The sequence below is a fragment of the Faucicola sp. SE7633 genome (assembly GCF_059264685.1).
On record NZ_JCADBW010000019.1, the window covers coordinates 1 to 24,191 of the forward strand.

The following is a 24,191-nucleotide window of genomic DNA, read 5'->3' on the forward strand; positions in this document are numbered from 1 at the left end:
CAGCAGGCAATGTGGATGACAGAAAACCTGTGAAACAACTGTGCGATATGACCGTATTTGGTAAACTGTTTGGTGATAAAGGCTATATTGATAAATCCCTAACTGCTTGGCTGGATGAGCATTTGGACGTTGAGTTGATTACCAATGTCAAAAAGAACATGAAAGCTAAGGACATTGCTTGGCTAGATAAGCGATTACTCAAACGCCGTTTCTTGATTGAGACGGTGTTTGATGAGTTAAAGAACATTTGCCATATTGAGCATTCAAGACATCGTAGCCCTGCTGGGTTTATGAGTAATTTATTGGCAGGACTGATTGCTTATTGCCACCAAGCCAAGAAGCCTACGCTAAAGAATGTGCTGATTGGGCATTCTTTACCGCAGGTTGCTTAGTTTGTGATAGCTTTCAATGAGTTAGGCTGTGGCTTATGTCGAACTGGGGTTAATTAGCTTTTGCCCGTGAGCTAAACTAAGCTGTAGGGTTGATTTTAATCCTTTTTTGCCTGTTTGTCTGGTGGCTAGGTGTTTGATGGCACTGTGTTTAAAGGGTAGCCAACCCAGTGATTTGCGCTTAACTTTGGGGTTGTTGGTGCGCCAGTTTAGTTTGGCTTTTTTAAATTGGCGACGCGATTTGGCGTGGGTTTCGTTGATGGCTTGGATGGTTTGGCTGTGTAGATTTAGGTGTTCGCTGCTGCCTTTGGTGTATTTGTTTAAATCATAAGCGGATAGGAACTTGCCTGTGCGTTTAAGGTATTGCAGGCTCAAGTCATTGACGTAGTTCCACACAAAATTAATCGAACCGCTTAGGCGGTTTAGTTGGTCTATGTGTTTATCTCGTATGCGTAGCTTGAGTGTTTTCATGGGGTTATTTTAACAAGATTTGTAATAAAGCACACGTAGTAAAACACACACGCTAAAAAAAATTCGTGTGTAATTTTAGTTCCCGTGTTGCCTTATATCCACCGCCTAAAGGCGCAGGTTTACGGCAACGGAGGATAAAGGAATTTTACAACAATCTGCCTACCAAAAATTGCTGGCTAATCGCTGCCATTTAGCGCGTCCCACAATATCCGCTTGGCTGCGGTATTTTGTAACATCTGCGCCAACTGTGGCAAACGCGCTATCGGCTCACCCTCAAAACACGGCGGCAATGCGGTCAGCGCGCCCAAGCGCGGCATACGCATCAGCAATGACTGGCAAAACCCATGAAAACTTGCCAACGCATTATGCCGCGATAGCATTCGCGTCACATAAGATGGCGGAAAACTGCCAAAATTTTCTAGCAACGGAAAGGTATACAACTGTGACTGGCTGCGTAAACCCGTGGCGATGTTATACCACAGCTCGGCTTGGCGACTGTCTTGGCGTAAAATGGCATCATCGGCAATGATACACCAATCTTTGTAAGCAATGATTTGTAAATTAAACCGCTGAACCGCTTGGGCAGATTGGTTTGATTGCGCGGTATTTAGCGCGGTGGCTGGCTGTTCGGTTAAAGCGGAGGCCGCCAAAACAGGCTTGGCCGTGGGCACAGGCGTTGAACGCGGTGGCACGCTTGGCAAAAAACTTGGCGCGCTTTTGGGTGCTGTCGTGGGAGCGACAGGCGCGTCGGGCGTTGCCAACAACACAGGTGAGGCATCGGTGTGTGGCGTATCAGTGACACAGGACTTAGCGACGACGGGATTAGCGGCAACAGGCTTGGCGGCAAGCCCAGCGACTGGCTCGGCAAAATGCCCTGCCAGCTCAACCGCCACAACCTCGCTATCTTGCAACGCCCAACCGCCGATACCACCACCAATACCCATCTGCGCCAACAAGGTTTGTTGCCACACGCGATAGATTTGGTTTGTGTCATCAAGCGGTTCTGCCACCAAAGCTTTTAATACTCCCACCGTTGTGCCCAGCTTCGTTTATTCAGCAGCAATACGACCTGCAATCGGTGCAAGTGGTGGGGTGACATCGGCATTTTGACCGCGTTGGCGCAAGTAATGGTCAAGCAAAACAATCGCCAGCATCGCCTCGGCAATCGGCGTGGCACGCACACCAACGCACGGGTCATGGCGGCCTTTGGTCAGCATCTCAACGGCCTGCCCCTGCACATCAATGCTGCGCCCTGCGTTGGTGATACTGGCCGTTGGCTTAAGCGCGATCTGCACGCGGATGGTCTGCCCCGATGAAATACCGCCCAAAATCCCGCCTGCATGATTGGCACTAAAACCCTGTGGGGTCAGCTCATCGCGCGATAAATGCCCAAACTGCTCAGCAACGGCCATACCATCGCCGATTTCCACACCTTTGACCGCGTTAATACTCATCATGGCATGGGCAATATCCGCATCAAGGCGGTCAAACACAGGCTCGCCTAGACCGACAGGCACACCTGTGGCAAGCACGGTGATTTTTGCGCCCACGCTAGTGCCTTGACGGCGGCATTCATCAATCAAGGCCTCAAAGGCCGCCACCGCGTTTGGATCGGCACAAAAAAACGCGTTGCTATTGACAAATTGCCAATCAATTTGGCTTTCATCCATCGGTGCTGCAATCACGTTGCCGATTTGGCTGACATAACCGCGCACCTCAATGCCTAAGCGTTCGCGCAGGTATTTTTTGGCAATCGCGCCTGCTGCCACACGCATGGCAGTTTCGCGCGCGGATGAACGCCCACCACCGCGGTAGTCGCGCATGCCGTACTTCATCGTGTAGGTGTAGTCGGCATGATTTGGGCGAAAGGTGTCTTTTATCGCGCTGTAGTCTTTGGATTTTTGGTCGGTGTTATGGATAATTAACCCGATGGGTGTGCCGGTGGTTTTGCCCTCAAACACGCCTGAGACGATTTCAACCAAATCGGCTTCTTTGCGTTGGGTGGTGTAGCGCGACGTCCCTGGCTTGCGGCGATCAAGCTCAGGCTGCAAATCGGCTTCGGTAAGTGTCATGTTGGGTGGTACGCCATCAACAATCGCCAGCAACGCTGCGCCGTGCGATTCACCGCAAGTGGTCACACGAAATACCTGCCCAATGCTGTTGCCTGCCATTAAACTTTCCTTTTATCATTCGTTGCCGTAAAACCACCGACTTCAGGCGGTGGATATAAGGCAATTGTTAAATGCGATAAGTTTTGCTAGACTCATCTCACTATATTCAATGTCTTACATTCCACAGTTAAGTTAAGATAAATTGCGAGTACGCAGTAACTTAACTGGTAAGACGTTTCTAAACACACACTTAAGCTAATTCGTGTCTATGACAATCCTAACGGTAGGATTAGCTTAAAATAAGAACCTAAGATGTACGGTGTGTCGTACGGGCGGTTGCCATTGTCTTAGGTTTGCGGCAGGTCTAACCGTCTTGCAGAAGGAATCCCCGAACGATAGGGAGGGGAGGAAGTCAAGTTAAAGACTACCCGATATCAGTAACCGCTTTGGCGGATAAAGTGTTTTATTGCATGGCGGTCAATCAAATCTCATATCCGCACCCAATCATGCATGGATGTAGCGCGCAAAGTATTGCCGATTTTCTATCAGCTCCTCACGGTCAATGGCAAACACCCCATGCCCACCGTGGGCAAAGGTGAGCCAATCAAATTGAATATCAGGATACGCTTGGCGCAATGCCCATTCACTGTCACCCACCTCACAGACCAACAAGCCATCGCGGCTTAGATAATCAGGCGCGTGGTACAAAATCTGGTGCACCAAATCCAAACCATCTTGCCCAGCTGCCAGCGCGTGGTCAGGCTCATGCAAAAACTCGGGCGGCAAATCTGCCATCGTTGCCGCATCGACATACGGCGGATTACTCACAATCAAATCATACTGCTGCTCGGCAGGGATTTTGGCAAATAAATCCGACTCAATCAGCTGCACTTGGTGCGCGATGTCATGGTGCTCGACGTTCACCGCCGCGACAGCTAGCGCGTCTTTGTCTATATCGCTTGCATCAATCGTCGCATCGGGAAAACGGCTTGCCAGCGCAATCGCAATACAGCCAGACCCCGTGCACAAATCCAACACGCGCTCAGGCTGCGCCAAGTGCTTATCATACAGTCCATGCTCAAAAAATTCTGTACCGCCCTCGTGCGCCAAATCTGACGGCACGCGCTCACCTGCCAAACGCTCAACCAACTCATTGCTTTCAAAATACGGATAAAACTCTTGTCGAATCAGCTCCGCAATGGGCGAACGCGGAATCAACACCCGCTCATCAACATAAAATGGCAAATCACAAAAATACGCCAAATTAATCAAATAGCTCAAGGGCTTACGTTCAACGATGCGCCGCTGCAACAACGTTAAAATCTCAGCTTTTTCGCCATCTGTCAAACGGCAACCCAAAATCTGCTCATCGGCTGACCAATCCAACGACAACGTCTGCAACACAATCGCGGCCGCTTCAGCGAACACATCGTGAGTGCCTTGTGCCACCACCACATCATGCGCGCGCAACTGGGTCACACAAAAACGGATAAAATCACGAATTGTGCACAGCTGCGCGTGCGCCTCGGCAAACACCTGCTGCATCGCTGCCATTTGCTCATCTTCAACATAATCAACGCTCATATCAGCAGGCAAATTGACATCCGTGGTCGGTTGGCTGGTCATCGGGCAGGCATCCTGTGGTTAGAAAAAATGACGCAACACGCTGTGGCTAAAAAAATTTAGCCCACAGACGTTTATAAAAATCAGTTTGAATGAAAAAATTACACCAGGCAGTTTTGACTCTCCCCCCTCCCCCAAAGGGCAGGGGTTGCCACCACCATCAGGCACGAACTGCCTAAGGGTGCGTTGGCTATGCCGTACAAGTCAAGTGACCGCGTACTTGCCATTTGGTCTTAGCCTGTCGGTTTTGGCAAGACAGTGCGCACAGTAAAATGAGTATAGCAAAACTTGGCGCATTTAATCAATTGCCGCAAGCCTGCAACGTTAAGCGCAGATTTACGGCAACAGCAGATAAACGACAAAAATGACGGATTTAATAGCAGGCTTAGACTTGCGTGGCAGGTGCGGTTTCTTGCGTGTCTAAACGCTGCCACTTGGCATCCACCCGTTTGGTGATGATATAGCTAATCGGTAATGACGCAGCCAGACCCACGCCTGCCATCCCAACCACATGGGCAACGGCATCAAACCCAAGTACCAACGCCGCTGTCAATAATACCCCCATCACAACCGTGGCAGCAATCCCAAACACAAACCCAAAAAGCGGCCAGTTCATAACCCACCTCCTATCGTTACCATTGGTCATAGCCCTAGCATGGCTATGGCAGACATTGCTATCAAATTTTTGCAATATACGATTTAAAATTTCCTTAAACCCACACTGGTATCGTTGGTTTATAGTTACTTTATACGCCTAATCCTTACGGTTAGCAAGGATTATTTTGCCCGTTTGCGTGCACAAATTGCTTGCGACGCTGCGCGGTTTTTATGCTAAAATTGCTGATTGTGCCACGCTTTTGCCCAGTGGTTGCGCTGGGGGTTTTAAGCTTGTATAACCGATTTTATCAGCCAAATTTTTGCGTTTATTTGTCATATGTTGTAAACAATAGCCCGTGTTTTGGGTCAAATCTGCCAGATTTGCCGCTGCACAGGCAACAAGGAGCGCCCATGAGTCAGCCGTTTAGTTCCGCCCAAATTCGTCAAGCCTATATCGATTTTTTTGTTGCGCATGGGCATACGCATGTTGCGTCATCAAGCCTTGTGCCGCACAATGACCCAACACTGCTATTTACCAATGCTGGCATGAACCAGTTTAAAGATGTGTTTTTGGGGCTTGAAAAACGCGACTACACGCGCGCGGTCACAGCGCAAAAATGCGTCCGCGCAGGCGGCAAACACAATGATTTGGACAACGTGGGCTACACGGCGCGCCACCATACGTTTTTTGAGATGTTGGGCAATTTTTCGTTTGGTGACTACTTTAAGGCGCAGGCGATTCCGTTTGCGTGGGAGTTTTTGACCTCACCCAACTGGCTGAATTTGCCCAAGGATAAGCTGTACGTCACGATTTATCACACCGATGATGAGGCGTTTGATATTTGGCACAATGTGGTTGGGCTTGAGCCTGCGCGTATTATTCGCATTGGTGACAACAAAGGCGCGCCGTTTGCCTCCGATAATTTTTGGATGATGGGCGATACAGGACCTTGTGGCCCTTGTACCGAGGTTTTTTATGACCACGGTGAGCATATTTGGGGCGGTCTGCCGGGTACGCCTGAAGAAGACGGTGACCGCTTTATTGAGATTTGGAACGTCGTCTTTATGCAGTACAATCGCCAAAAAGACGGCACGATGCAGCCATTGCCGCGCCCAAGCGTGGATACGGGCATGGGGCTTGAGCGTATCAGCGCGATTTTGCAAGGCGTGCATAGCAATTACGAGATTGATATATTTGTTCATCTGATGAATGCAGCGGCGCAAATCTTGGGCATTGCCAATGAGGAACAAGCCTCGCTTAAAGTCATTGCCGACCATATCCGCGCGGTGGCATTTTTGATTGCCGATGGCGTGATGCCAAGCAATGAGGGGCGCGGCTATGTGCTGCGGCGCATCATTCGCCGAGCCGTGCGCCATGGCAACAAACTGGGCGCAGAGGACGCGTTTTTCTATCAAATGTTGCCTGCGCTGATTGAGGTGATGGGCGACGCTTATCCTGAGCTGCGCGAACGCTGTGAGCATATCAGCCAAACGATTTTAAAAGAAGAACAGCAATTTGCCAAGACGTTGTCACAGGGCTTGCGGCTGCTTGAACAAGCGTTAGACGGGCTGGCGGAGGGGGCAACGCTGGCAGGTGAGACGGTGTTTAAACTATACGATACCTACGGCTTTCCTGCGGATTTGACGGCTGATATCGTGCGTGAAAAAGGCATTGGCATCGATGAGGCAGGCTTTGATGCGCACATGGAGCAGCAACGCAATCGCGCGCGCGATGCAGGCAAGTTTGCCATGGACTATAGCCAGCTGATTCAAGTGGACAGCGCGACTGAGTTTTTGGGCTATGATACCGACAGCGGTGAGAGCGTTATCAGTCAGTTGTACCACGACGGCAAAGCCACTGAACGCTTAAACGAAGGCGATGAAGGCGTGATTGTGCTGACCCAAACCCCATTTTATGCCGAAGGCGGTGGGCAAGCAGGTGAGCTTGGCGAAATCACCACCGCATCGGGCGTGTTTGCCGTGCAGGATACCAAAAAATCGGGGCAAGCCATCATCCATCACGGTGTGGTCAAGATGGGTCATATCGATGTCAATCAGTCAAGCCAAGCGGCGGTTGCCACCCAACTACGCGCCGCCAGTGCCAAAAATCACTCAGCCACCCACCTGCTTCATGCGGCGTTGCGCCAGTATCTGGGCGATGACGTGACCCAAAAAGGCTCGTTGGTTAATAGCGAATTGTTGCGTTTTGATTTTTCGTATGATAAGCCGCTGAGCACGCAGGATTTGATAGCGATTGAAAACTTAGTCAATCAGCAAATCCTTGCCAACCAACCAGCCAAGGTTGAGCTTTTGCCGATGGATGCAGCCAAAGCCAAAGGCGCAATGGCATTATTTGGTGAAAAATACGGCGATAGCGTGCGCGTGCTGAGCATGGGCACAACCGATGCCGACGGGCGACCTTTTTCTATCGAGCTGTGTGGCGGCTTGCACGTGCAGCGCACAGGCGATATCGGCTTATTCAAAATCGTCAGTGAGCAAGGCATCGCGGCAGGCGTGCGCCGTATCGAGGCGGTCACGGGTATGGGCGCGGTCAAATACGTCCAACAAGGCGAGCAGCAACTGACCGAACTTGCCAGCCAGCTGAAAGCCAAACGCCCCGAAATCGCCGAGCGCGTGAGTCTGCTTGCTGACAAAGCGCGCGATTTAGAAAAGCAGCTAGAACGCTTGCAACAAAAACTTGCCAGCGCACAAGCCAAAACCTTGCTGGATGATGTGCAAACGCTCAATGGTCATGCCGTGTTGGTGGCACAAGTGGCGGATATGGACGGCAAGGCATTGCGGACGTTGTCCGATGATGTCAAATCACGCCTACCAAATGCCGTTATCGTGCTATCAAGCGTGCACGATGATAAAGTCGCGGTGACTGCCAGTGTCGATAAAACCTTGACCAGCCACGTCAAGGCAGGCGATATCATCAAGCATGTCACCGCACAGCTTGGCGGCAAAGGCGGTGGTAAGCCTGATTTTGCGCAAGGGGGCGCAAGCGATGTGGCAGGCTTGCCTGCGGTGCTTGCGGCATTGCCTGCGTGGTTGGGTGAGCAATTGGACTAAGCCTAAGCCAACATTTTGAATGGGTTAAGAAAGCCAGTTGAAAGACTGGCTTTTTTTTGTGGTCGATTATTATTTTTCAATAAAATACCGATAAAAATTAGCAAAAATAAGTTGGCAAATCTGTCAAAAACAGGCATGATACGCGTAGCTTTTTTAAGTTTTTTAACTACTAAAACTTGCCAATGGATGGCAAGTAAACTAAATAGATTGCTTAGGCTATTTTTCAACATGCAAAAGGATTTGCTCATGACCGCAGATTATGCGCCCTACTCACGTACCGTTCAACCACTTTTTTTCTACAAGTTACTGGCATTAAGTCTTGCCGCAAGTTTGGTTTTGACCGCCTGTGGCGACGATGATGATAACATCAATAGCCCCACCGTAAGCCCCAAAATTGGCGTACAAACGCTGAGCACGGGCGAATTACTGACCACGCCAACTATGGTCAAAAATTTGTCTGCCAGTCAGCTAATGACGGCATTAGAAACCATTGACCCTGCCGCAGCGACAGTCGCAGGTACACCAAAATGTGGCGTGCGCGTGGCATCCATGCACTACACAACTGTTGATGCTAAAGGCGGCAAAACCGATGCCACAGGTGCGGTGTTTGTGCCAACAGGTAGTGACGCGCAATGCACGGGCGCGCGCCCTATCATATTGCACGCGCATGGTACAGCCACCCAACACAGCTACAACTTTGCCGAAGTGGGCAGCGCTGACAACGAAGCAGGTAAACGCGCGACGCTGATTGCCGCAAGCTTTACAGGGCAAGGCTATATCGTCATCGCACCGAATTACGCAGGCTATGACCAATCCAGCCTTGGCTACCATCCGTACTTAAATGCTACCCAACAAGCCCATGAAATGGCGGATGCACTCAAAGCAGGGCGTGCGGTGCTTAATCAAATGACCGCCACGACACAGGTCAATGACAACGGCAGGTTATTTTTGACAGGCTATTCGCAAGGTGGGCATGTGGCACTTGCAGCAGCGCGCTATTTGGCAGGCTTAGGCGAGCCAGTTACCGCTGCCGCGCCACAATCTGGCCCGTATGCCATGGGTGCGTTTGGCGATGTGGTTTTCGGCGGTAATGTCATGTTGGGCGCAACATTTTTTGCCCCACTGATGACCAACAGCTACCAACAACAGTTTGGTAATTTGTATCAAGACCCAAGCCAAATTTATGCGCCGACCAATGCCGCCCAAATCGCCACATTGCTACCAAGCCGTGAACTCGATGAGACCGAATTGCTAGGGCGCGGTATTTTACCAGCCTTGGCGATGTTTCAGGCAAGCCCAACGGACAATGCAGCGCTTGATACGATTTCTCCAGCGGATAGCAAATTCAGCTATGGATTTGATAACACACATTATTTGGTCAAAAATTCTTACCGCGCCGCTTATTTGACCGATGCTCAAAGTAATCCCGATTGGGGCGTGGCATACCTCAAAGGCTTAACCCAATACACACCCGTGACGGCTGCCAATCCTACCCATCCGCTGCGCCAAGCCCTTAAAGCCAACGACCTACGCAGCTACACACCGACCATGCCGACGCTGTTGTGCGGTGGCAACCAAGACCCGATGGTATTCTTTGATGTCAATACAGGCTTGGTCAATACGCTATGGGCACAGCAAAGTAATGCCTATCTCAAATACGCCATGCTCGATGTCGATACCAGCAACCAAACCACACGCGGTAAAGCTGTGTATCACAGCCAAGGCTTAAACGCCCAGCAAGATGTGGCGTTACAATCCGCCGCTACCGCCATGCAGCAGGCGTTTGCTCAACGCTTACAACTCATCAATACCAACGCGATAACGGTTGCCAAAGCCAGCGGTGCGACCGATACCCAAGCCCAACAAGCGGCACAGGTGGCTTTGCTGAGCGGTTACCACACCTTGGTTGAGCCATATTGCCAAACCGCGGCAAGGGCGTTTTTTGATACATTTTAAAGCCGTTTAACTACATTTGCATAACAAAAAACCTTGCCAACTTGACAAGGTTTTTATTTTTTTCCTCGTTGAAAAACACGGATTACAACACCGCCTGCACGGCTTGCACCACCGCGTCTGTGGTGATATTAAAATGGGCGAACAAGTCCTTGGCAGGGGCAGACTCACCAAACGTCGTCATACCCACCACCTTGCCATCAAGCCCAACAAACTTGTACCAATAGTCAACATGGCTGGCCTCTACCGCCACGCGCGCGCGCACCGCTGGCGGCAACACACTATCACGGTAATTGACCTCTTGCTGCATAAACACTTCCGCGCAAGGCATCGACACCACCCGCACACCCACACCGTTTTGGCTAAGCTGCGTGTGCGCCTGCATGGCAAGCTCAACCTCAGATCCTGTCGCGATGATGATGGCTTGTAAGGCGTGTTGCTCTTTGGCAAGCACATAGCCACCTTTGGCGATATCGGCAACTTGCGCCAAGTCGCGCGCTTGGTGAGGCAAGTTTTGGCGGCTAAAAATCAATGCCGATGGCGTATGCCGCGCCTTGAGCGCCTCTGTCCATGCCACAGCGGTTTCCACCGTGTCACAGGGTCGCCATGTGTTGAGGTTTGGCGTCGCGCGTAGGCTGGCAAGCTGTTCAATCGGCTGATGGGTTGGGCCATCTTCGCCCAAACCAATCGAGTCATGGGTATAGACGTTAATCACGCGCTGCTTCATCAACGCCGCCATACGCACCGCGTTCCGCGCGTACTCCATAAACATCAAGAACGTGGCAACGTATGGGATAAAACCGCCATATAGTGCAATACCATTGGCAATCGCGGTCATACCAAATTCACGCACGCCATAGTGAATATAGTTGCCTGCCGCGTCATGCTCCAACACTTTGGCATCTTTAAACAAGGTCAAGTTTGAGCCTGCCAAATCTGCCGAGCCGCCCAGCAATTCAGGCAAATGTGGCTGCAAGGCGTTGATGGTATTTTGGCTGGCCTTGCGTGTGGCGATGTTCTCTGGGTTGTCTTGGCAAGATTGGATATAATCGTGAGTGATTTGGGCAAAATCTAACGGCAAATCCCCATTGACACGGCGCAACAGCTCTGCTGCCAATTCAGGATGCGCCGCTTGGTAAGCGTCAAATTGCGCCTGCCACGCTTGCTCAAGTGCCTGTCCGCGTGCTTTGGCATCCCATTCGCGGTAGATATCCTCGGGCAATTCAAACGGCGCATGCTCCCACAGCAAGGTTTTACGCGTTAGTAAAATTTCATCCGCGCCCAGCGGTGCGCCGTGTGATGACTCTTTGCCCTGCTTATTGGGGCTGCCTGCACCGATGATGGTTTTACAGATAATCAGTGATGGTTTTTGCGTCTCATCAATTGCCGCTTCGGTGGCTGCGGTGATGGCATCGGTGTCATGCCCATCGACGCGTTGCACCTGCCAGCCGTACGCCTCAAAGCGTTTTTGCGTGTCATCACTAAACCAGCCCTCGACCTCGCCATCAATCGAAATGCCGTTGTCATCATAAAACACAATCAGCTTGCCCAGCTGCAACGTGCCTGCCAGTGAGCAAACCTCATGGCTGATGCCTTCCATCAAGCAGCCATCGCCCAAAAAGCAGTAAGTTTTGTGGTCAATGACGGTATGCCCGTCGCGGTTAAACTGCGCTGCCAGCGTTTTTTCGGCAATCGCAAAGCCGACCGCGTTGGCAATCCCTTGACCCAATGGCCCTGTCGTGGTTTCTACACCTGCGGTGTAGCCGTATTCAGGATGGCCGGGGGTTTTAGAATGCAACTGGCGAAAGTTTTTGATGTCCTCAATCGTCACGTCATAGCCCGTCAAATGGAGCAAGGCGTATTGCAGCATCGAGCCATGCCCGTTGGACAACACAAAGCGGTCACGGTTTAGCCATTTGGGATTGGCTGGGTTGTGCTGCAAAAACTTGCGCCACAACACCTCCGCGATGTCCGCCATGCCCATCGGCGCGCCGGGGTGTCCAGAGTTGGCTTTTTGCACCGCCTCATACGCCAGCGTGCGGATGGCGTTGGCAAGGCGACGTTCATGAATTGGGGTTGGCATAGCGTTATCCTTTTTGACTAAACATGGATTTTAATCGGCTAAATTATCAAGATGGTTTTTTAAAGTCATGGCATTACCCTGCCCTATTGTCCTAAAAAATGTCCACAAAAGAAAGCAAAATGACATTTTTTTGCTATTTTGGCGCGGTTGATTGCCTAAAATCGGCTGACTGCCATCTGCGGTATGTCTGCCAAGGCTTTAACATGCTTAGGCTATTTTAGCCATCCGATTTAGCCTGCCATGGTGTCATCTAGTTGCACATGCCAAAACCGAATTTGTAAATTCTTATGCTTTGGCGTGGGCGTGCATGGCTTAGCCAGCAAAAATCGGGTAGAATATACGGTCACTTGCGGCATGGTTATTGTGATGAAAACATGCTGCCTGTGCAATCATTTTGCAAACTTGCTCGTTGGTTTGAGCGTCATACAAACAACGTGACTTTCTGTTTGGCGTTTGACCCACAAAGGCCAAACCAGAGATAGGTTTGCAAAGCGATTGGTGGTGTTTGGTACCATCGTTTTACTTTTGACGTTGAGAAACAACTATGCGCGAATATCAACTATTTACCTCTGAATCGGTCAGTGAAGGCCATCCCGACAAACTTGCCGACCAAATCTCTGATGCGATTTTGGACGCGATTTTGAATGAAGACATCCATGCCCGTGTGGCGTGTGAAACCCTTGTCAAAACAGGCGCGGTCGTGTTGGCAGGCGAAATCAGCACCACCGCCAATGTCGATATTGAAAAAATCGTCCGCGATACTGTGACCCATGTCGGCTACAACCACTCGGATTTGGGCTTTGATGGCGCGACGTGTGCCGTCATCAACATGATTGGCAAGCAATCACCCGAAATCGCCCAAGGTGTGGATCGGGCGCGTCCTGAAGACCAAGGCGCAGGTGACCAAGGCTTGATGTTTGGCTATGCCTCGCACGAAACTGACGTACTCATGCCTGCCCCGATTCAGTTGGCCCACCGTTTGATGGAACGCCAAGCTATGCTGCGCAAAACGGGCAAATTGGCGTGGCTGCGCCCCGATGCCAAAGCGCAAGTCAGCGTGCGCTATGATGGCGTGACCCCTGCGCATATCGATGCGTTGGTACTCTCAACCCAGCATGACCCTGCCATCAGCCAGACTGATTTGCATGAAGCGGTGATGGAAGAAATCATCAAACCCGTTATCCCTGCTGACATGCTGCACACAGCGACCAAATACCACATCAATCCAACAGGTATGTTTGTCATCGGCGGGCCTGTCGGTGACGCAGGGCTGACGGGGCGTAAAATCATCGTCGATACCTATGGCGGTATGGCACGCCATGGTGGCGGTGCATTCTCAGGCAAAGACCCATCGAAGGTAGACCGCAGCGCGGCATACGCAGGACGCTATGTGGCCAAAAACATCGTGGCAGCAGGGCTGGCTGACCGCTGTGAAATCCAAGTCAGCTATGCCATTGGGGTGGCAGAGCCGACCTCGATTGCGATCAACACGTTTGACACAGGCAAAATTGCTGATGAGCATATCATCGCGCTAATTCGTGAGCATTTTGACCTGCGCCCATACGGCATCACGCGTATGTTGAACTTATTGCAGCCGATGTACCAGCAAACCGCCAGTTACGGGCATTTTGGGCGTGAAGGCACAGAAACCGCCTTTACGTGGGAGCGCACCGACCGCGCGGATATCCTCAAAGCCGCGGCTGGTATTTAATATTTCTTAAAACACAAGTCAGTTTTATTTGGTGGCGTTGCCTGTTAAAGGCGGTTTAGACCCAATAGCAGCAACGCTTGGTTATTCTTATCACATCCATCAACCCAATTATGAATTCATCTGACGCAAACCCATCTGATCAACACGCCAGCCAACAGCCAGCCCAAGACGACGCCATCACCGCTGAAATGCAAGCGTTTTATGAACGCGCCGATGCGTTTATCAACCTTGCCAACAGCTTGCGCACCAGCGAGGCACATGCAGGCAAAATCACCGCATCCATGCTATACGCTGTGGCGCGTTTTAGCGCGTGGACAGCGGCAACAGGCTTTGTCAAAGGCAGTGACTATGCCAAAGAAAAAGCCGATATCATTGAGCATTTTGGCAAAAACTTTGAACGTATGTTGGCGGACAATATCGACGACTACGCAGAAAATTTTGCCACTTATATGCAAATTGGGCAAAATAAGTCCGACGATCATCAGGCATAGACTTTTGCTTTGCGTTATCAGACCGCCTGATGCAGTTGCCCCTATGCGCTAAGCTGCGCGGTTGGCTTGTGATGGCAAGGACATGTGCCTTGCTATACCCCATGGTGCGTTGTATGACGCGCCATTTTTTTGCGCCAATTTTGGTTCAACCCTTGTATCATCCGTTTTTGCGTATTTAATCGCTGATTGTGGGGCGTTTATCGCAAGTCATATTTTTTGCTTGCCTCTGTGCGTGTGATTGCATATAGTGTGGTAAGAGACCTCGCTTTCTCAATTCATTTAAAAAATAATTAGTTTTAGCATAAATTTTGGGCAATGACCGATGATTGCGCCATCTTATTGGCATCGGCTGAGCTGCCAATTGCCATGCGTTTGTTTTTATCTTTGTCCAAGATGACGTGACACCACCGATGACTACTGACCATAACAAGGAGAAGATTATGCGGGTCAATGTTGCGCCAAGAGATTTTTTGATGAATGTGCTGCAGGGCTCAGCACAAGCCATTCCGTTCGCGCTATTACCCTATGCAATTTTAGCAGTGTTTTTACAGCTGTTTCCGCAAAACCAATTTGCCAAAGAAATGCTGGTTGTGATCAAGGGCTTTCAGTTTTTAACCCCTATCATGACGGGTTTTTTGATTGGTAACCGTTTTGGCTTGACCGCGCTGCAGCAGGCGGCGGTTGGCGGTGCGGCAATGATTGGCTCGGGTGCGGTGGCGTATATCGGCGCGACTGTCGGCGGGCAGGATATGCACGTGTTTCAGCTGGCAGGGATTGGAGATTTGATTAACACCATGCTGACGGCAGCGTTGGCGGTGTATATGATTATGCTGGTTGGTGACAAATTTGGTTCGCTTAATTTGATTTTGTTGCCGATTTTGATTGGTACAGGCATCGGTTATTTTAGTTATAAGGTCATGTTGCCGCCTGTGTCACAGATTAACCACTTGATTGGTGAGGTGATTAACTCGTTTACCACGTTGCAGCCATTTATCATGAACTTATTGATTTGTATGGCATTCTCGCTGATTATTATCAGCCCGATTTCATCAATCGCCATCGCACTGGCGATTGGTTTAGACGATTCGGCGGCAGGTGCGGCAGGTATGGGCGTAGCAACGTGCATGATTTATATGACGATCGCCACCGCGCTAAATAAAGAAAACAAAAAAGGCGTGCCGATTGCCGTCGCATTGGGTGCAGTCAAGATGTTGATGCCCAATTTATTTAGCCACCCTAAAATCATGATTCCGATTATGTTATCAGCGGCGATTACTTCAATCCCTGTGACACTGTTTCATATCATCGGTACGCCGCAGTCTGGTGGGTTTGGTATCATTGGTATGGTCAGCCCGATTGCCTCGCTTGAGGGTGAAGGGATGTCTGTGCCGTTGATGTTGGTGTGCTGGTTGGTGATTCCGATTGTGGTGTCATTTGCCGTGCATTGGATTTTTGAGCATTATGTCAAAATCTATAGTGAAGAGGCGTATGTGTATCACGCCGAATAAGCGTTAATTTTAACAAAATTTAAGATAAAGGATAAAATTATGTTAGTTTATATCGCAGGTGCAGGCGCGATTGGTTGTAACATCGGCTTTCATTTACAAAAATATACCGACAGTGAGGTGATTTTGCTTGATACATGGCAGGCGCATGTGGACGCGATCAACGCCCACGGGCTGACGGTAACGGGTAAAATCGAGGGGCATCTGCCCATGCGTGCCATGCAGCCCACACAGGCCACCCAGCCTGCCGATTTGGTCATCGTCATCACCAAAGCGCGTGATTTGACCGCAATGATGGATGCCATCAAGCCGATTATCACCGACCAAACCCAACTGCTGTGCCTACTCAACGGCATGGGGCATGAGGAGGTTTTAAAACATTATGTCAAGATGGCGCGTATCAATCTGGGTGTGACGATTTGGTCAGCAGGGCTGACAGGCGCAGGCAAGCTTAATGTCACAGGCATTGGCACGATCGATTTACAAAACATCGGCGGTGATGAGGCGGCAGGGCGCACAATCGAGCAGCTACTCAACCAAGCCGAGCTGCATGTGCGCTATGATGATAACGTGCGCTGGGCGATTTGGCGCAAAATCGTGTTTAATGGCATTGCCAACGCGCTGTGCACGATTTTAGAATGCACCGTTGGTGAGCTTGCCCACACCGACACCATCGAGACGGTGGCGCGTGATATGGTGCTGGAGTATATCAGCGTTGCCAAGGCTGAAGGCGTGACGCTTGATTATGATGAGATGATGGCCTACTTCAAAGCCAGCGCACAGAGCATCGCAGGACACCACCCGTCCATGTATCAAGATTTGATTATCCATAATCGCAAAACCGAAATTGACAACATCAACGGCGCAGTGGTCAAAAAGGGTGAAAACCACGGCATCCCCACCCCGACCAATCGCCTATTGACCGAGCTTGTGCATATCAAAGAGCAGCTACGCGGGGCGAATTGAGGGTATTGACGCTATAATGGTTGTGTTGTGCTACAACACGACTATCTGCTTACCGCTAGCACATGTTTGCCTCATGGCGTTATGATAGCAGCATGGTGCAGATTACTCATATCGGGGGCGGTTTTAGCCTGTGTGGATACCAAGGCGATATCTGCCATCCGATGAGGCTGGCAGGTGCTGTCCATGCTTTGACGGCAGTCGGCTGATGGGTGTGGTATTGTCTGCTAGCAAACTTCGGTTTGTTAATCTGTTAAATAGATGGCTAAGTGATTACAATTCATTTACAACATGAGCAAAATTTCACCAAATTTTGGGCAATCATTGGTTTGGTAAAATATTTAGTCAAAGTCCTTGATTTTAAGGGCATCAAGTTATCCACTGCAAGCTAAAATTTTTCCCCGATTTTTAGGGGTCAGCGTGGACTCGTAAAACCCTGCTCTGCCCACACGCCAGACAAAAATTATACTGTCAAAAAACAGCGCAAAATAATTGCGCTGTTTTTTTATTGCCGCTGTTTAGACTTTTTTAAACCATCAAATTTAGAGCATCAAAGCCACTTTTTTGACCACAAATTCCTCTAACGCAGCTTGGCATTCATCCAGCTGAGACATATCAAGCTCCACACCGCGCAAATGCGGCGGTATGTGTAGCGATAAATGCATATATCGCACGCCCATCGCGTTCATTTGGCTAATCAAATTGATCGGCAATGTGCCAATCACCACATCGCCAGCCTGTAGGTCATCAAGTGACAACAAATGCTCAAGATGCACGTCAAATGCCACTTGGTGCGCCGCTGCCCATTGCAACGCGCCTGTGTGACGGGTGATAAAATAGGTGGTCATACGCTCTCCTATAATGTGCCAAATCCACCAAACAAATGTGCCAGAATTTGACAAAGCGATTATAGCGCAGCGTGGGTTCAATACATCTGATAATAAGCTTACCAATTGTCGTGATCAACCGATGACCAATCTTATTTATCAAGATGATTTATAGCTGCGTGTGTATGTTTTTGCTTGCACAAACTGGCTGCTTACAGGCAAAATAGCAAATTATCTTTATTTGATTTGGTATTGTCGCGCGTATGAAGACACTTTTTGTTACGGCCACCGCCCAAACCCTTGCCAACTACCACACCATTTGGCACCTTGCCAATCATAAAACCGATATCAATCATATCGTTATTATCAGCACAGAATTTAGCCGTAAAAAAAACTTTGTCGCTAATTTGATGACGTTGTTACAAAACAACGTGCAATTTGACAAAAAATTTGCCGTCAGTGAGTTGTTTTTGCCCAACGGGATTGAAGAAAGCAACCTTTTTGAAATCAAACGCTTGCTACAAGACTGGTTGGTGAGCCATCAGCCCAAAAGCGTTATTTTTAACGTGACAGGTGGCACCAAGCTTATTTGTATCGCCCAAGACCAACTTGCCACACAGTACCGGTCAAACATTGAATGCATTTATCAAAATATGCGCGGTGAGCTGGTTTGGTATATGCGAGAAGACCCCAAAAAAAGCATTTTTAAAATCACCCAGCCCAGCGATATTCAAATTTATCCTCTGTTGCCGTAAAACCACCGACTTTAGGCGGTGGATATAAGGCAACTCCGTAAATACTTTTCTGCGGTATTTAGCCACAAAGACCAAATGCACATGAAGATTGTAAGTACCTACCACGTCTTAAATCGTTTGACATATAATTAGACCAACGGTAGGATAGAAAAATCCAACTATACCTAAACCCATGAAAACACTCAAGCTACGCATACGAGACAAACACATAACGAAGCTTAACCGCCTAAGCGGTTCGGTTAATTTCGTATGGAACTACATCAATGACTTGAGTTACAAGTACCTACAAAAAACAGGCAAATTCTTTTCAGCCTATGACCTAAACGAATATACCAAAGGTAGCGGCGAATTCCTTGGCTTGCACTCGCAAACCATCCAAGCCATCAACGAAACCCATGCCAAATCGCGTCGCCAATGCAAAAAAGCTAAACTATCATGGCGAACCAATAACCCAAACTCAAAACGTAAATCACTCGGTTGGCTACCATTTAAACAATCCGCTATTAAGCACATTGCCACCCACCAAACAGGCAAAAAGGGCTTAAAATCAACACTACAACTAAGCCTAGCCAAAGGGCAAAAGCTACTGATAGACGTATGGGATAGCTATAACCTTAGCCTATATCAAATCAACACCCTTGAGGTCGTCCAAGACAGCCGTAACCGATGGTATGCGTGTATCACCGTCAAAAAGTACCCCAAAACACAATGCGGAGCAGGCAGTGTCGGTATTGACTTAGGGCTTAAAGACAGTGCCACCACCTCAAAAGGCGATAAACTGCAAATCAAACAGACCCAAGCATGGGCTAAAAAATTAGCTATCGCCCAACGAGCAAAAAACAAACAGCGTGTTAAGGCAATCCATGCCAAAATCAAAAATACACGCCAAGACCTCATCCACAAATTCACCACCCGATTAGTCAAAGATAACGCGCTAATCGTGGTTGGTGACGTTAAAACCACCCAATTTAACAGCAAAAAAGGCAAACTAGCCAAATCGGTTTACGATGCAGGTTGGTTTGAACTCAAACGACAACTGACCTACAAGTGTGAGAACGCAGGTTGCCGTTTTGAAATCGTCAATGAGAAATACACGACCCAAACTTGTTCGTGTTGCGGTCAAATCGACAGCAACAGTCCGAAAGGTAGCGCAGGTTTGCGAATAAGAGAATGGACTTGTGCGAAGTGTGGCACACGGCATGATAGAGATATCAATGCCAGTAAGAATATTCTTGCGGTCGGGCTTGACCGTCTGGGAGCAGGAATCCCCGAACGATAGGGAGGGGAGGAGGTCAATTAGCAGCTTATGGCTACCAAAAACTGCCTGAAGAAACCAGTTTGCTCAAACTACCTGCCAAGCAGTTAGAATATATCCTAAAAATGCGCTCGTTTTTACAAACAGATTTTGATAAAGCCTGTCGATTGGTAACAGTTTTGAACGCGTGCTGCGCCAACAACACAGCGCATCAATACCCGCATTATGCCAAAATCAACAATACAAGAACCGATTATACTGACTGGTTGATGGCGCTTAGCAGTTTGCCTGAGCCTTATTTTGTCTATGACGAAACACAGCAGCAAATCCGTATTGATTCAGAGGATCATTTAAACTTTATCATGGGTAACTGGTTTGAGGTGTTGGTAGGCTATCAATATTTGATGGCGTTTGAGCAAAAATACCCATCTAGCCGAAGCATTGACGTTCACGCCAGCGTCAATTATACCTTTAATGGCGTACCCAATGAAATTGATGTCGCTTTTATCCACGATGGCTATTTTTATTATATTGAATGCAAAACGGTGAGATGGAATAAAGAAGAGGGCATCAAAACTGTTAATCGCAATATTTCGCATTTAGACTCGACAGGGGGTGTGGCAGGTTTGGGGTCAAAAAAGGTGTTTGTGTCACTATACCCCGTCCCAGAAAAGGCGATTGTGAACGCTAACAATAAAAATGTACAAATCATTCATGGCAAGGCTGTTTTGGAATTACAAAGTTTTATCACACAGTAACACGGCCTTGTGCACTGTCACTGTGTATGATAAAAAATCATGCCACCAACGTATAATGACCCAAAAAATTGATGAATATCGCCACTTTTCATCTCACCGTACGACAAAATGACCCTTTGCACCTGCCTGAGCATTCAGGCTCGATGCTTCGAGGGGCGTTTGGTCATGCCCTGCGGGAGCTATGCTGCGTGACCGAGTTGCCCGACTGCACACAATGCCCGTTCAATCAGCAATGCCGATATACCCATATCTTTGAAACCCAACTGATAAAAACCGTTCAAAACAGCCAAAAAGCAAGCAATCCCTATATTTTGCGATTGCCAAAACAGCGAACCCACACCATTCGCTCCAACCAAACATGGTCGTTTGGCATAACGCTGATAGGTGGAGCTATCAAAGACTATGCGTTAATCCTCAAAGCATGGCAACAAGCGATTGCCTTTGGATTGGATAACCAAGGCAACCGCGCCACAGGCGAACTTATCAAGGTCAGTAACCAAACCCAAACGCTTTTGTTGGCAGAGCGCCCCGCCCAATCATTGATCACGCCCGACTGGCAAATTCGCCGTATCCCTGCGCTAGACCCGATAGCCCATTTATCCAAAATTACCTTGCATTTTTTGTCCCCATTTCGTCTGCAATATCAAGGTAAAATCGCCTTTTATCCGCACCAATTTGAGCCAAAACAGCTATTGGTGAATCTGTACAACCGCATTCAACAATGCAACCAACAACACGACCTCAATGCCGATTGGCAACCCCAGTTTAGCGATTTTGCCGAGTTTATCACAACGCTTGACAAACTTACCCTTGTCAGCGATGTCAGCTCGGTAAAGGTGCGACGACATTCTAGCCGTCAAAATCGCAAAATTGATTTGTTTGGCTTAACGGGCGATGTTCATTTATCTGCCGATAGCGATACACTCAATCGGCTGTTGCCCCTGCTTTGGCTTGGGCAATACTTGCATATTGGCAAAAATACCACGCTTGGTCTTGGGCAATACCAGCTGCAATTGCGTTAAACTCACCCGTCCCAACAAAACTGTAAGCTTATGGAATAAAAAAAGCCCACCAAATCGTGTGTGGTGGCCTCATCCAAATTTGATGAGATTTTTTTATGCCGATGACTGTTGCTAGCACCCTTGCCACTCAGACTGCCGATAGCCGTGCTTTGACTGATTTGCAGCAGGTATTCGACCGTCATTTTCAGCAATATCTTGCATCAGACTTGCTCGCTGCTTTATTAAATGCCCCTGCTGAGCTTGCCGATATCACCCAACAAGCGGGCAACAGCTATGTCATATACCCACATGAACTGCACAAAATCAACCAGTCTGGCAATCAGTTGGTCGCCACCATGCTTTGCACCGCATCGACCGCTTAGCCAATCGCTTATTGCCAAGCAATGATGAGCCGACTTTATCACCTGATCGCTTGACTACCCGCCAACTGCAAGATGCCATCAAGCGGTTTTTGGTACATGGTTAAGCCAAATTTCTTATTACTTTAACCCCTACCCGAGCCACAGCAAAGCCACCGACGCATGGAGCAAGAACCAGCCAGCTTATGCATAGCCGTGTGGTCAAGGGTTTAGCCAAACAATTTTTAAACGGCTATGACCGTCTGTTGCGCCATGTCACCCTGTTGCTACTGCTCAATGGTTAGATTTCACAGGCTATCAACCCCACCAAACCTTGCGAAAAATCTGCGGTGCGTGGCAAAACGACACCGTGATAAAAGCCATGATTCACAAGCGACACACACAAAGCAACGCTTACACGGTCGGCGGTGGTCGATTTGCCAGCGGTCAGCACCTTACAGCAGTTGCTAAAGGTGTTTAACAAAACCAATTCGCACGCAATCACGCTACCCAAAACCGTAAGCTTACAGAATTCATCAAAATTTTTAATTTTTTGTATGCTATTTACCGTGAATTTTTGGAGTAACAACGGTTATGACGAACGCGACTTCCTACGAAATTTTTTTAACCGAAAACGGCTTCGCCAATCTAAAAACCGCTCTGGCTTGCAAACAAGCCGAATATGCCGATGTGCGTGAACAACGGCAAGTGGCATTTGAGCGGCCAGGCGATGGCTGGCATGACAACCCAGAATTTAACCGCTAACAGCAGCTGGAGACCAATTTGAACCATTTGGCAAAAGCCCTCACTGACTGTCTGGCGCAAGCCAACCCCCTAACCATTGTCGATGGCTATCGCCCTAGCCAACAAGTGGCGACTGGCTCGGTCGTCAATATCATCCGTTACAACCTAAATACCGATGAAGCCCTAAACGAAACGTGGGAGATCGTCGGCTATAATGAAGCCCATGTATCCGCTTGGCAAATCGGCGATATCCCAACAGGCCATGACGGCTATCTGACGGCATTAGAACGAGTATTTATTATTATCCAAGTATCAAAGTAAAAAATTTAAAAAATCGCAGTTTTATGACTGGTATATTGTTCTGTGGCATTATATAATTTATACTAAAAAAACTTATCAGCCTAGGATTATGCCATCCTATACTAATACAGGAATTAACGTAATGGCAAAAAACGTTTTATTTTTAGTGACTGGCATGACCCCACAAATTATCACCGAAACCGTGTGGGCATTGGCGTGCGACCCGAACAACCACCATCGCTGGCTACCCAATGAAATCCACGTCTTAAGCACCGATGACGGACTTAATCAGATTCGGGCGACTTTGTTTGACGAGGGTATTTTTGCCAAGTTTCAACAAGACTATCCTGTGTTAGCTGACATTACCTTTAACAAAGACTGCCTTCACGTCATTGAAAAAAACGGACAGCCACTCAAAGACCTAAAAACCCCTGCCGACAATGAACTGGCAGCGAATATGATTTGCCAAAAAGTGCGTGATTTTACCCAAGATGATAACATCACCCTCCATGTGTCGATTGCAGGTGGCCGTAAGACAATGGGTTTTTATGCAGGCTATGCCTTGTCGCTGTATGGTCGCAGCCAAGACAGCATGTCACATGTCTTGGTCGATAGTGATTATGAAAGTGCGATGGGCTTTTATTACCCCACCCTTGGCGACTATTTTGTCGAACAACGCTTCACGGGTAAACGCCTCAATGCCAAAGATGCCAAAATTTGGCTTGCCAATATCCCGTTTGTGCGGATGCGCTCATCGCTAAATCCAGAGGATATGATTGCCAATAAAGACTTCTCGACCGTGATTGAGATGATTAACGTAAGCTTACAGCCTATTCAGTTAGTCTTAGACAACAACAATAGAACAGTGAGTATAGAAGGCAAAGCCTGCAAACTTACGCCCAAAGAATTTAGCCTATATCGATTGGCCGCAAGTCTTAAGCAATCTGACCAAACGCTGTATTATCCATCTAAGGATATTGCAGGCGACCATATCGGCGATGAGCATCAAGCGATGTTTAACCAAATTTATGGCAATTATAAAAGTAAAGACGATGTAGTCGTCGATAATAGCTATTTTAGTACCGCCCTATCAACGATGAAAAATAAATTTACCAAAGAATTTGGCAAACCTATCGCCGAAAAAATCACTATCCAGCCTGTCAATAATGGCTATTCTATCAACTTGCCTAGCGCTCAAATCACGATTAAACAATAAGGAAAGT

General features: G+C 48.6%; 23 protein-coding genes and 1 pseudogene. 16 read left to right on the forward strand and 8 right to left on the reverse strand.

Translation table 11 applies throughout. The annotated features are described in order from the left end of the window. Positions 1–392, forward strand: a 392-nt coding sequence (locus AC5L4R_RS07770; protein ID WP_494473361.1) for a transposase, incomplete at its 5' end; no start/stop codon positions are given. Positions 393–443: 51 nt separating this feature from the next. On the opposite strand, the pseudogene AC5L4R_RS07775 reads toward AC5L4R_RS07770, so the two are convergent. The 5 genes and pseudogenes from AC5L4R_RS07775 to AC5L4R_RS07795 all read right to left on the reverse strand — a co-directional run. Further along, positions 444–860: pseudogene (locus AC5L4R_RS07775) on the reverse strand (RNA-guided endonuclease InsQ/TnpB family protein); the annotation flags it as partial. Positions 861–1,036: 176 nt separating this feature from the next. After that, entirely contained in the window at positions 1,037–1,891 is an 855-nt protein-coding gene (locus tag AC5L4R_RS07780; protein WP_494473362.1) for a hypothetical protein, read from the reverse strand. An 18-nt stretch (positions 1,892–1,909) separates the two neighbouring features. Then, a complete protein-coding gene (gene aroC / locus AC5L4R_RS07785) occupies positions 1,910–3,031 on the reverse strand; it encodes a chorismate synthase (protein ID WP_494473363.1) in 1,122 nt (373 codons plus the stop codon). 444 nt (positions 3,032–3,475) lie between these two features. Continuing rightward, positions 3,476–4,555, reverse strand: coding sequence for a 50S ribosomal protein L3 N(5)-glutamine methyltransferase (gene prmB, locus AC5L4R_RS07790; protein WP_494473405.1), 1,080 nt, complete (start codon positions 4,553–4,555; stop codon positions 3,476–3,478). A gap of 424 nt (positions 4,556–4,979) precedes the next feature. Then, a complete protein-coding gene (locus tag AC5L4R_RS07795; RefSeq protein ID WP_494473364.1) occupies positions 4,980–5,210 on the reverse strand; it encodes a hypothetical protein in 231 nt (76 codons plus the stop codon). A gap of 392 nt (positions 5,211–5,602) precedes the next feature. Here AC5L4R_RS07795 and alaS point away from each other — a divergent pair, with 392 nt between their 5' ends. Then, positions 5,603–8,263 (forward strand): alanine--tRNA ligase, encoded by a 2,661-nt coding sequence (gene alaS / locus AC5L4R_RS07800; RefSeq protein WP_494473365.1) that lies wholly within the window; start codon positions 5,603–5,605, stop codon positions 8,261–8,263. Positions 8,264–8,265: 2 nt separating this feature from the next. On the opposite strand, the gene AC5L4R_RS07805 is transcribed toward alaS, so the two are convergent. Then, positions 8,266–8,511, reverse strand: coding sequence for a hypothetical protein (locus AC5L4R_RS07805; protein ID WP_494473366.1), 246 nt, complete (start codon positions 8,509–8,511; stop codon positions 8,266–8,268). Here AC5L4R_RS07805 and AC5L4R_RS07810 point away from each other — a divergent pair. Beyond that, complete coding sequence (locus AC5L4R_RS07810) at positions 8,510–10,219, forward strand: alpha/beta hydrolase family protein (protein WP_494473367.1); 1,710 nt, start codon at positions 8,510–8,512, stop codon at positions 10,217–10,219. The two genes, AC5L4R_RS07805 and AC5L4R_RS07810, sit on opposite strands and share 2 nt — an antisense overlap. 82 nt (positions 10,220–10,301) lie before the next feature. Here AC5L4R_RS07810 and tkt read toward each other — a convergent pair whose 3' ends face one another. After that, on the reverse strand, positions 10,302–12,299 hold the full coding sequence (gene tkt / locus AC5L4R_RS07815; protein WP_494473368.1) for a transketolase: 1,998 nt from the start codon (positions 12,297–12,299) through the stop codon (positions 10,302–10,304). A gap of 544 nt (positions 12,300–12,843) precedes the next feature. Between tkt and metK the strand changes: the two genes are divergently transcribed. The 5 genes from metK (at position 12,844) to AC5L4R_RS07840 (ending at position 17,178) form a co-directional block, all read left to right on the forward strand. Beyond that, a complete protein-coding gene (gene metK / locus AC5L4R_RS07820) occupies positions 12,844–14,010 on the forward strand; it encodes a methionine adenosyltransferase (protein WP_494473369.1) in 1,167 nt (388 codons plus the stop codon). A gap of 110 nt (positions 14,011–14,120) precedes the next feature. Then, positions 14,121–14,501: a DUF3144 domain-containing protein gene (locus AC5L4R_RS07825; protein WP_494473370.1), complete on the forward strand. Its 381-nt coding sequence runs from the start codon at positions 14,121–14,123 to the stop codon at positions 14,499–14,501. A 440-nt stretch (positions 14,502–14,941) separates the two neighbouring features. Further along, the gene (locus AC5L4R_RS07830) at positions 14,942–16,009 is read left to right on the forward strand and encodes a PTS sugar transporter subunit IIC (protein ID WP_494473371.1); all 1,068 of its coding nucleotides are present in this window, start codon (positions 14,942–14,944) and stop codon (positions 16,007–16,009) included. Between the two features lie 39 nt (positions 16,010–16,048). Beyond that, a complete protein-coding gene (locus tag AC5L4R_RS07835) occupies positions 16,049–16,972 on the forward strand; it encodes a 2-dehydropantoate 2-reductase (protein WP_494473372.1) in 924 nt (307 codons plus the stop codon). A gap of 62 nt (positions 16,973–17,034) precedes the next feature. Continuing rightward, a complete protein-coding gene (locus AC5L4R_RS07840) occupies positions 17,035–17,178 on the forward strand; it encodes a hypothetical protein (RefSeq protein ID WP_494473373.1) in 144 nt (47 codons plus the stop codon). Between the two features lie 333 nt (positions 17,179–17,511). Here the strand turns inward: AC5L4R_RS07840 and csx16 are convergent, their stop codons facing one another. Then, positions 17,512–17,817, reverse strand: a complete 306-nt coding sequence (gene csx16 / locus AC5L4R_RS07845) for a CRISPR-associated protein Csx16 (protein ID WP_494473374.1) — start codon at positions 17,815–17,817, stop codon at positions 17,512–17,514. Positions 17,818–18,059: 242 nt separating this feature from the next. Here csx16 and AC5L4R_RS07850 point away from each other — a divergent pair, with 242 nt between their 5' ends. The 8 genes from AC5L4R_RS07850 to csm6 all read left to right on the forward strand — a co-directional run bounded on the left by AC5L4R_RS07850 (position 18,060) and on the right by csm6 (position 24,184). After that, positions 18,060–18,551, forward strand: coding sequence for a hypothetical protein (locus tag AC5L4R_RS07850; protein WP_494473375.1), 492 nt, complete (start codon positions 18,060–18,062; stop codon positions 18,549–18,551). Positions 18,552–18,723: 172 nt separating this feature from the next. Continuing rightward, positions 18,724–19,830 (forward strand): RNA-guided endonuclease InsQ/TnpB family protein, encoded by a 1,107-nt coding sequence (locus AC5L4R_RS07855; RefSeq protein WP_494473376.1) that lies wholly within the window; start codon positions 18,724–18,726, stop codon positions 19,828–19,830. A 59-nt stretch (positions 19,831–19,889) separates the two neighbouring features. Beyond that, the gene (locus AC5L4R_RS07860; protein WP_494473377.1) at positions 19,890–20,564 is read left to right on the forward strand and encodes a Card1-like endonuclease domain-containing protein; all 675 of its coding nucleotides are present in this window, start codon (positions 19,890–19,892) and stop codon (positions 20,562–20,564) included. Between the two features lie 71 nt (positions 20,565–20,635). Continuing rightward, positions 20,636–21,586 (forward strand): CRISPR system precrRNA processing endoribonuclease RAMP protein Cas6, encoded by a 951-nt coding sequence (cas6, locus tag AC5L4R_RS07865; RefSeq protein ID WP_494473378.1) that lies wholly within the window; start codon positions 20,636–20,638, stop codon positions 21,584–21,586. 95 nt (positions 21,587–21,681) lie between these two features. Further along, a complete protein-coding gene (locus tag AC5L4R_RS07870) occupies positions 21,682–21,948 on the forward strand; it encodes a hypothetical protein (RefSeq protein WP_494473379.1) in 267 nt (88 codons plus the stop codon). Between the two features lie 570 nt (positions 21,949–22,518). Then, positions 22,519–22,689, forward strand: a complete 171-nt coding sequence (locus AC5L4R_RS07875; protein WP_494473380.1) for a hypothetical protein — start codon at positions 22,519–22,521, stop codon at positions 22,687–22,689. Between the two features lie 18 nt (positions 22,690–22,707). Beyond that, positions 22,708–22,989 carry a hypothetical protein gene (locus tag AC5L4R_RS07880; RefSeq protein WP_494473381.1) on the forward strand — a complete coding sequence of 94 codons (282 nt, stop codon included), beginning with the start codon at positions 22,708–22,710 and terminating at the stop codon, positions 22,987–22,989. Between the two features lie 121 nt (positions 22,990–23,110). Beyond that, entirely contained in the window at positions 23,111–24,184 is a 1,074-nt protein-coding gene (gene csm6, locus AC5L4R_RS07885; protein WP_494473382.1) for a CRISPR-associated ring nuclease Csm6, read from the forward strand. Positions 24,185–24,191: the final 7 nt, after the last annotated feature.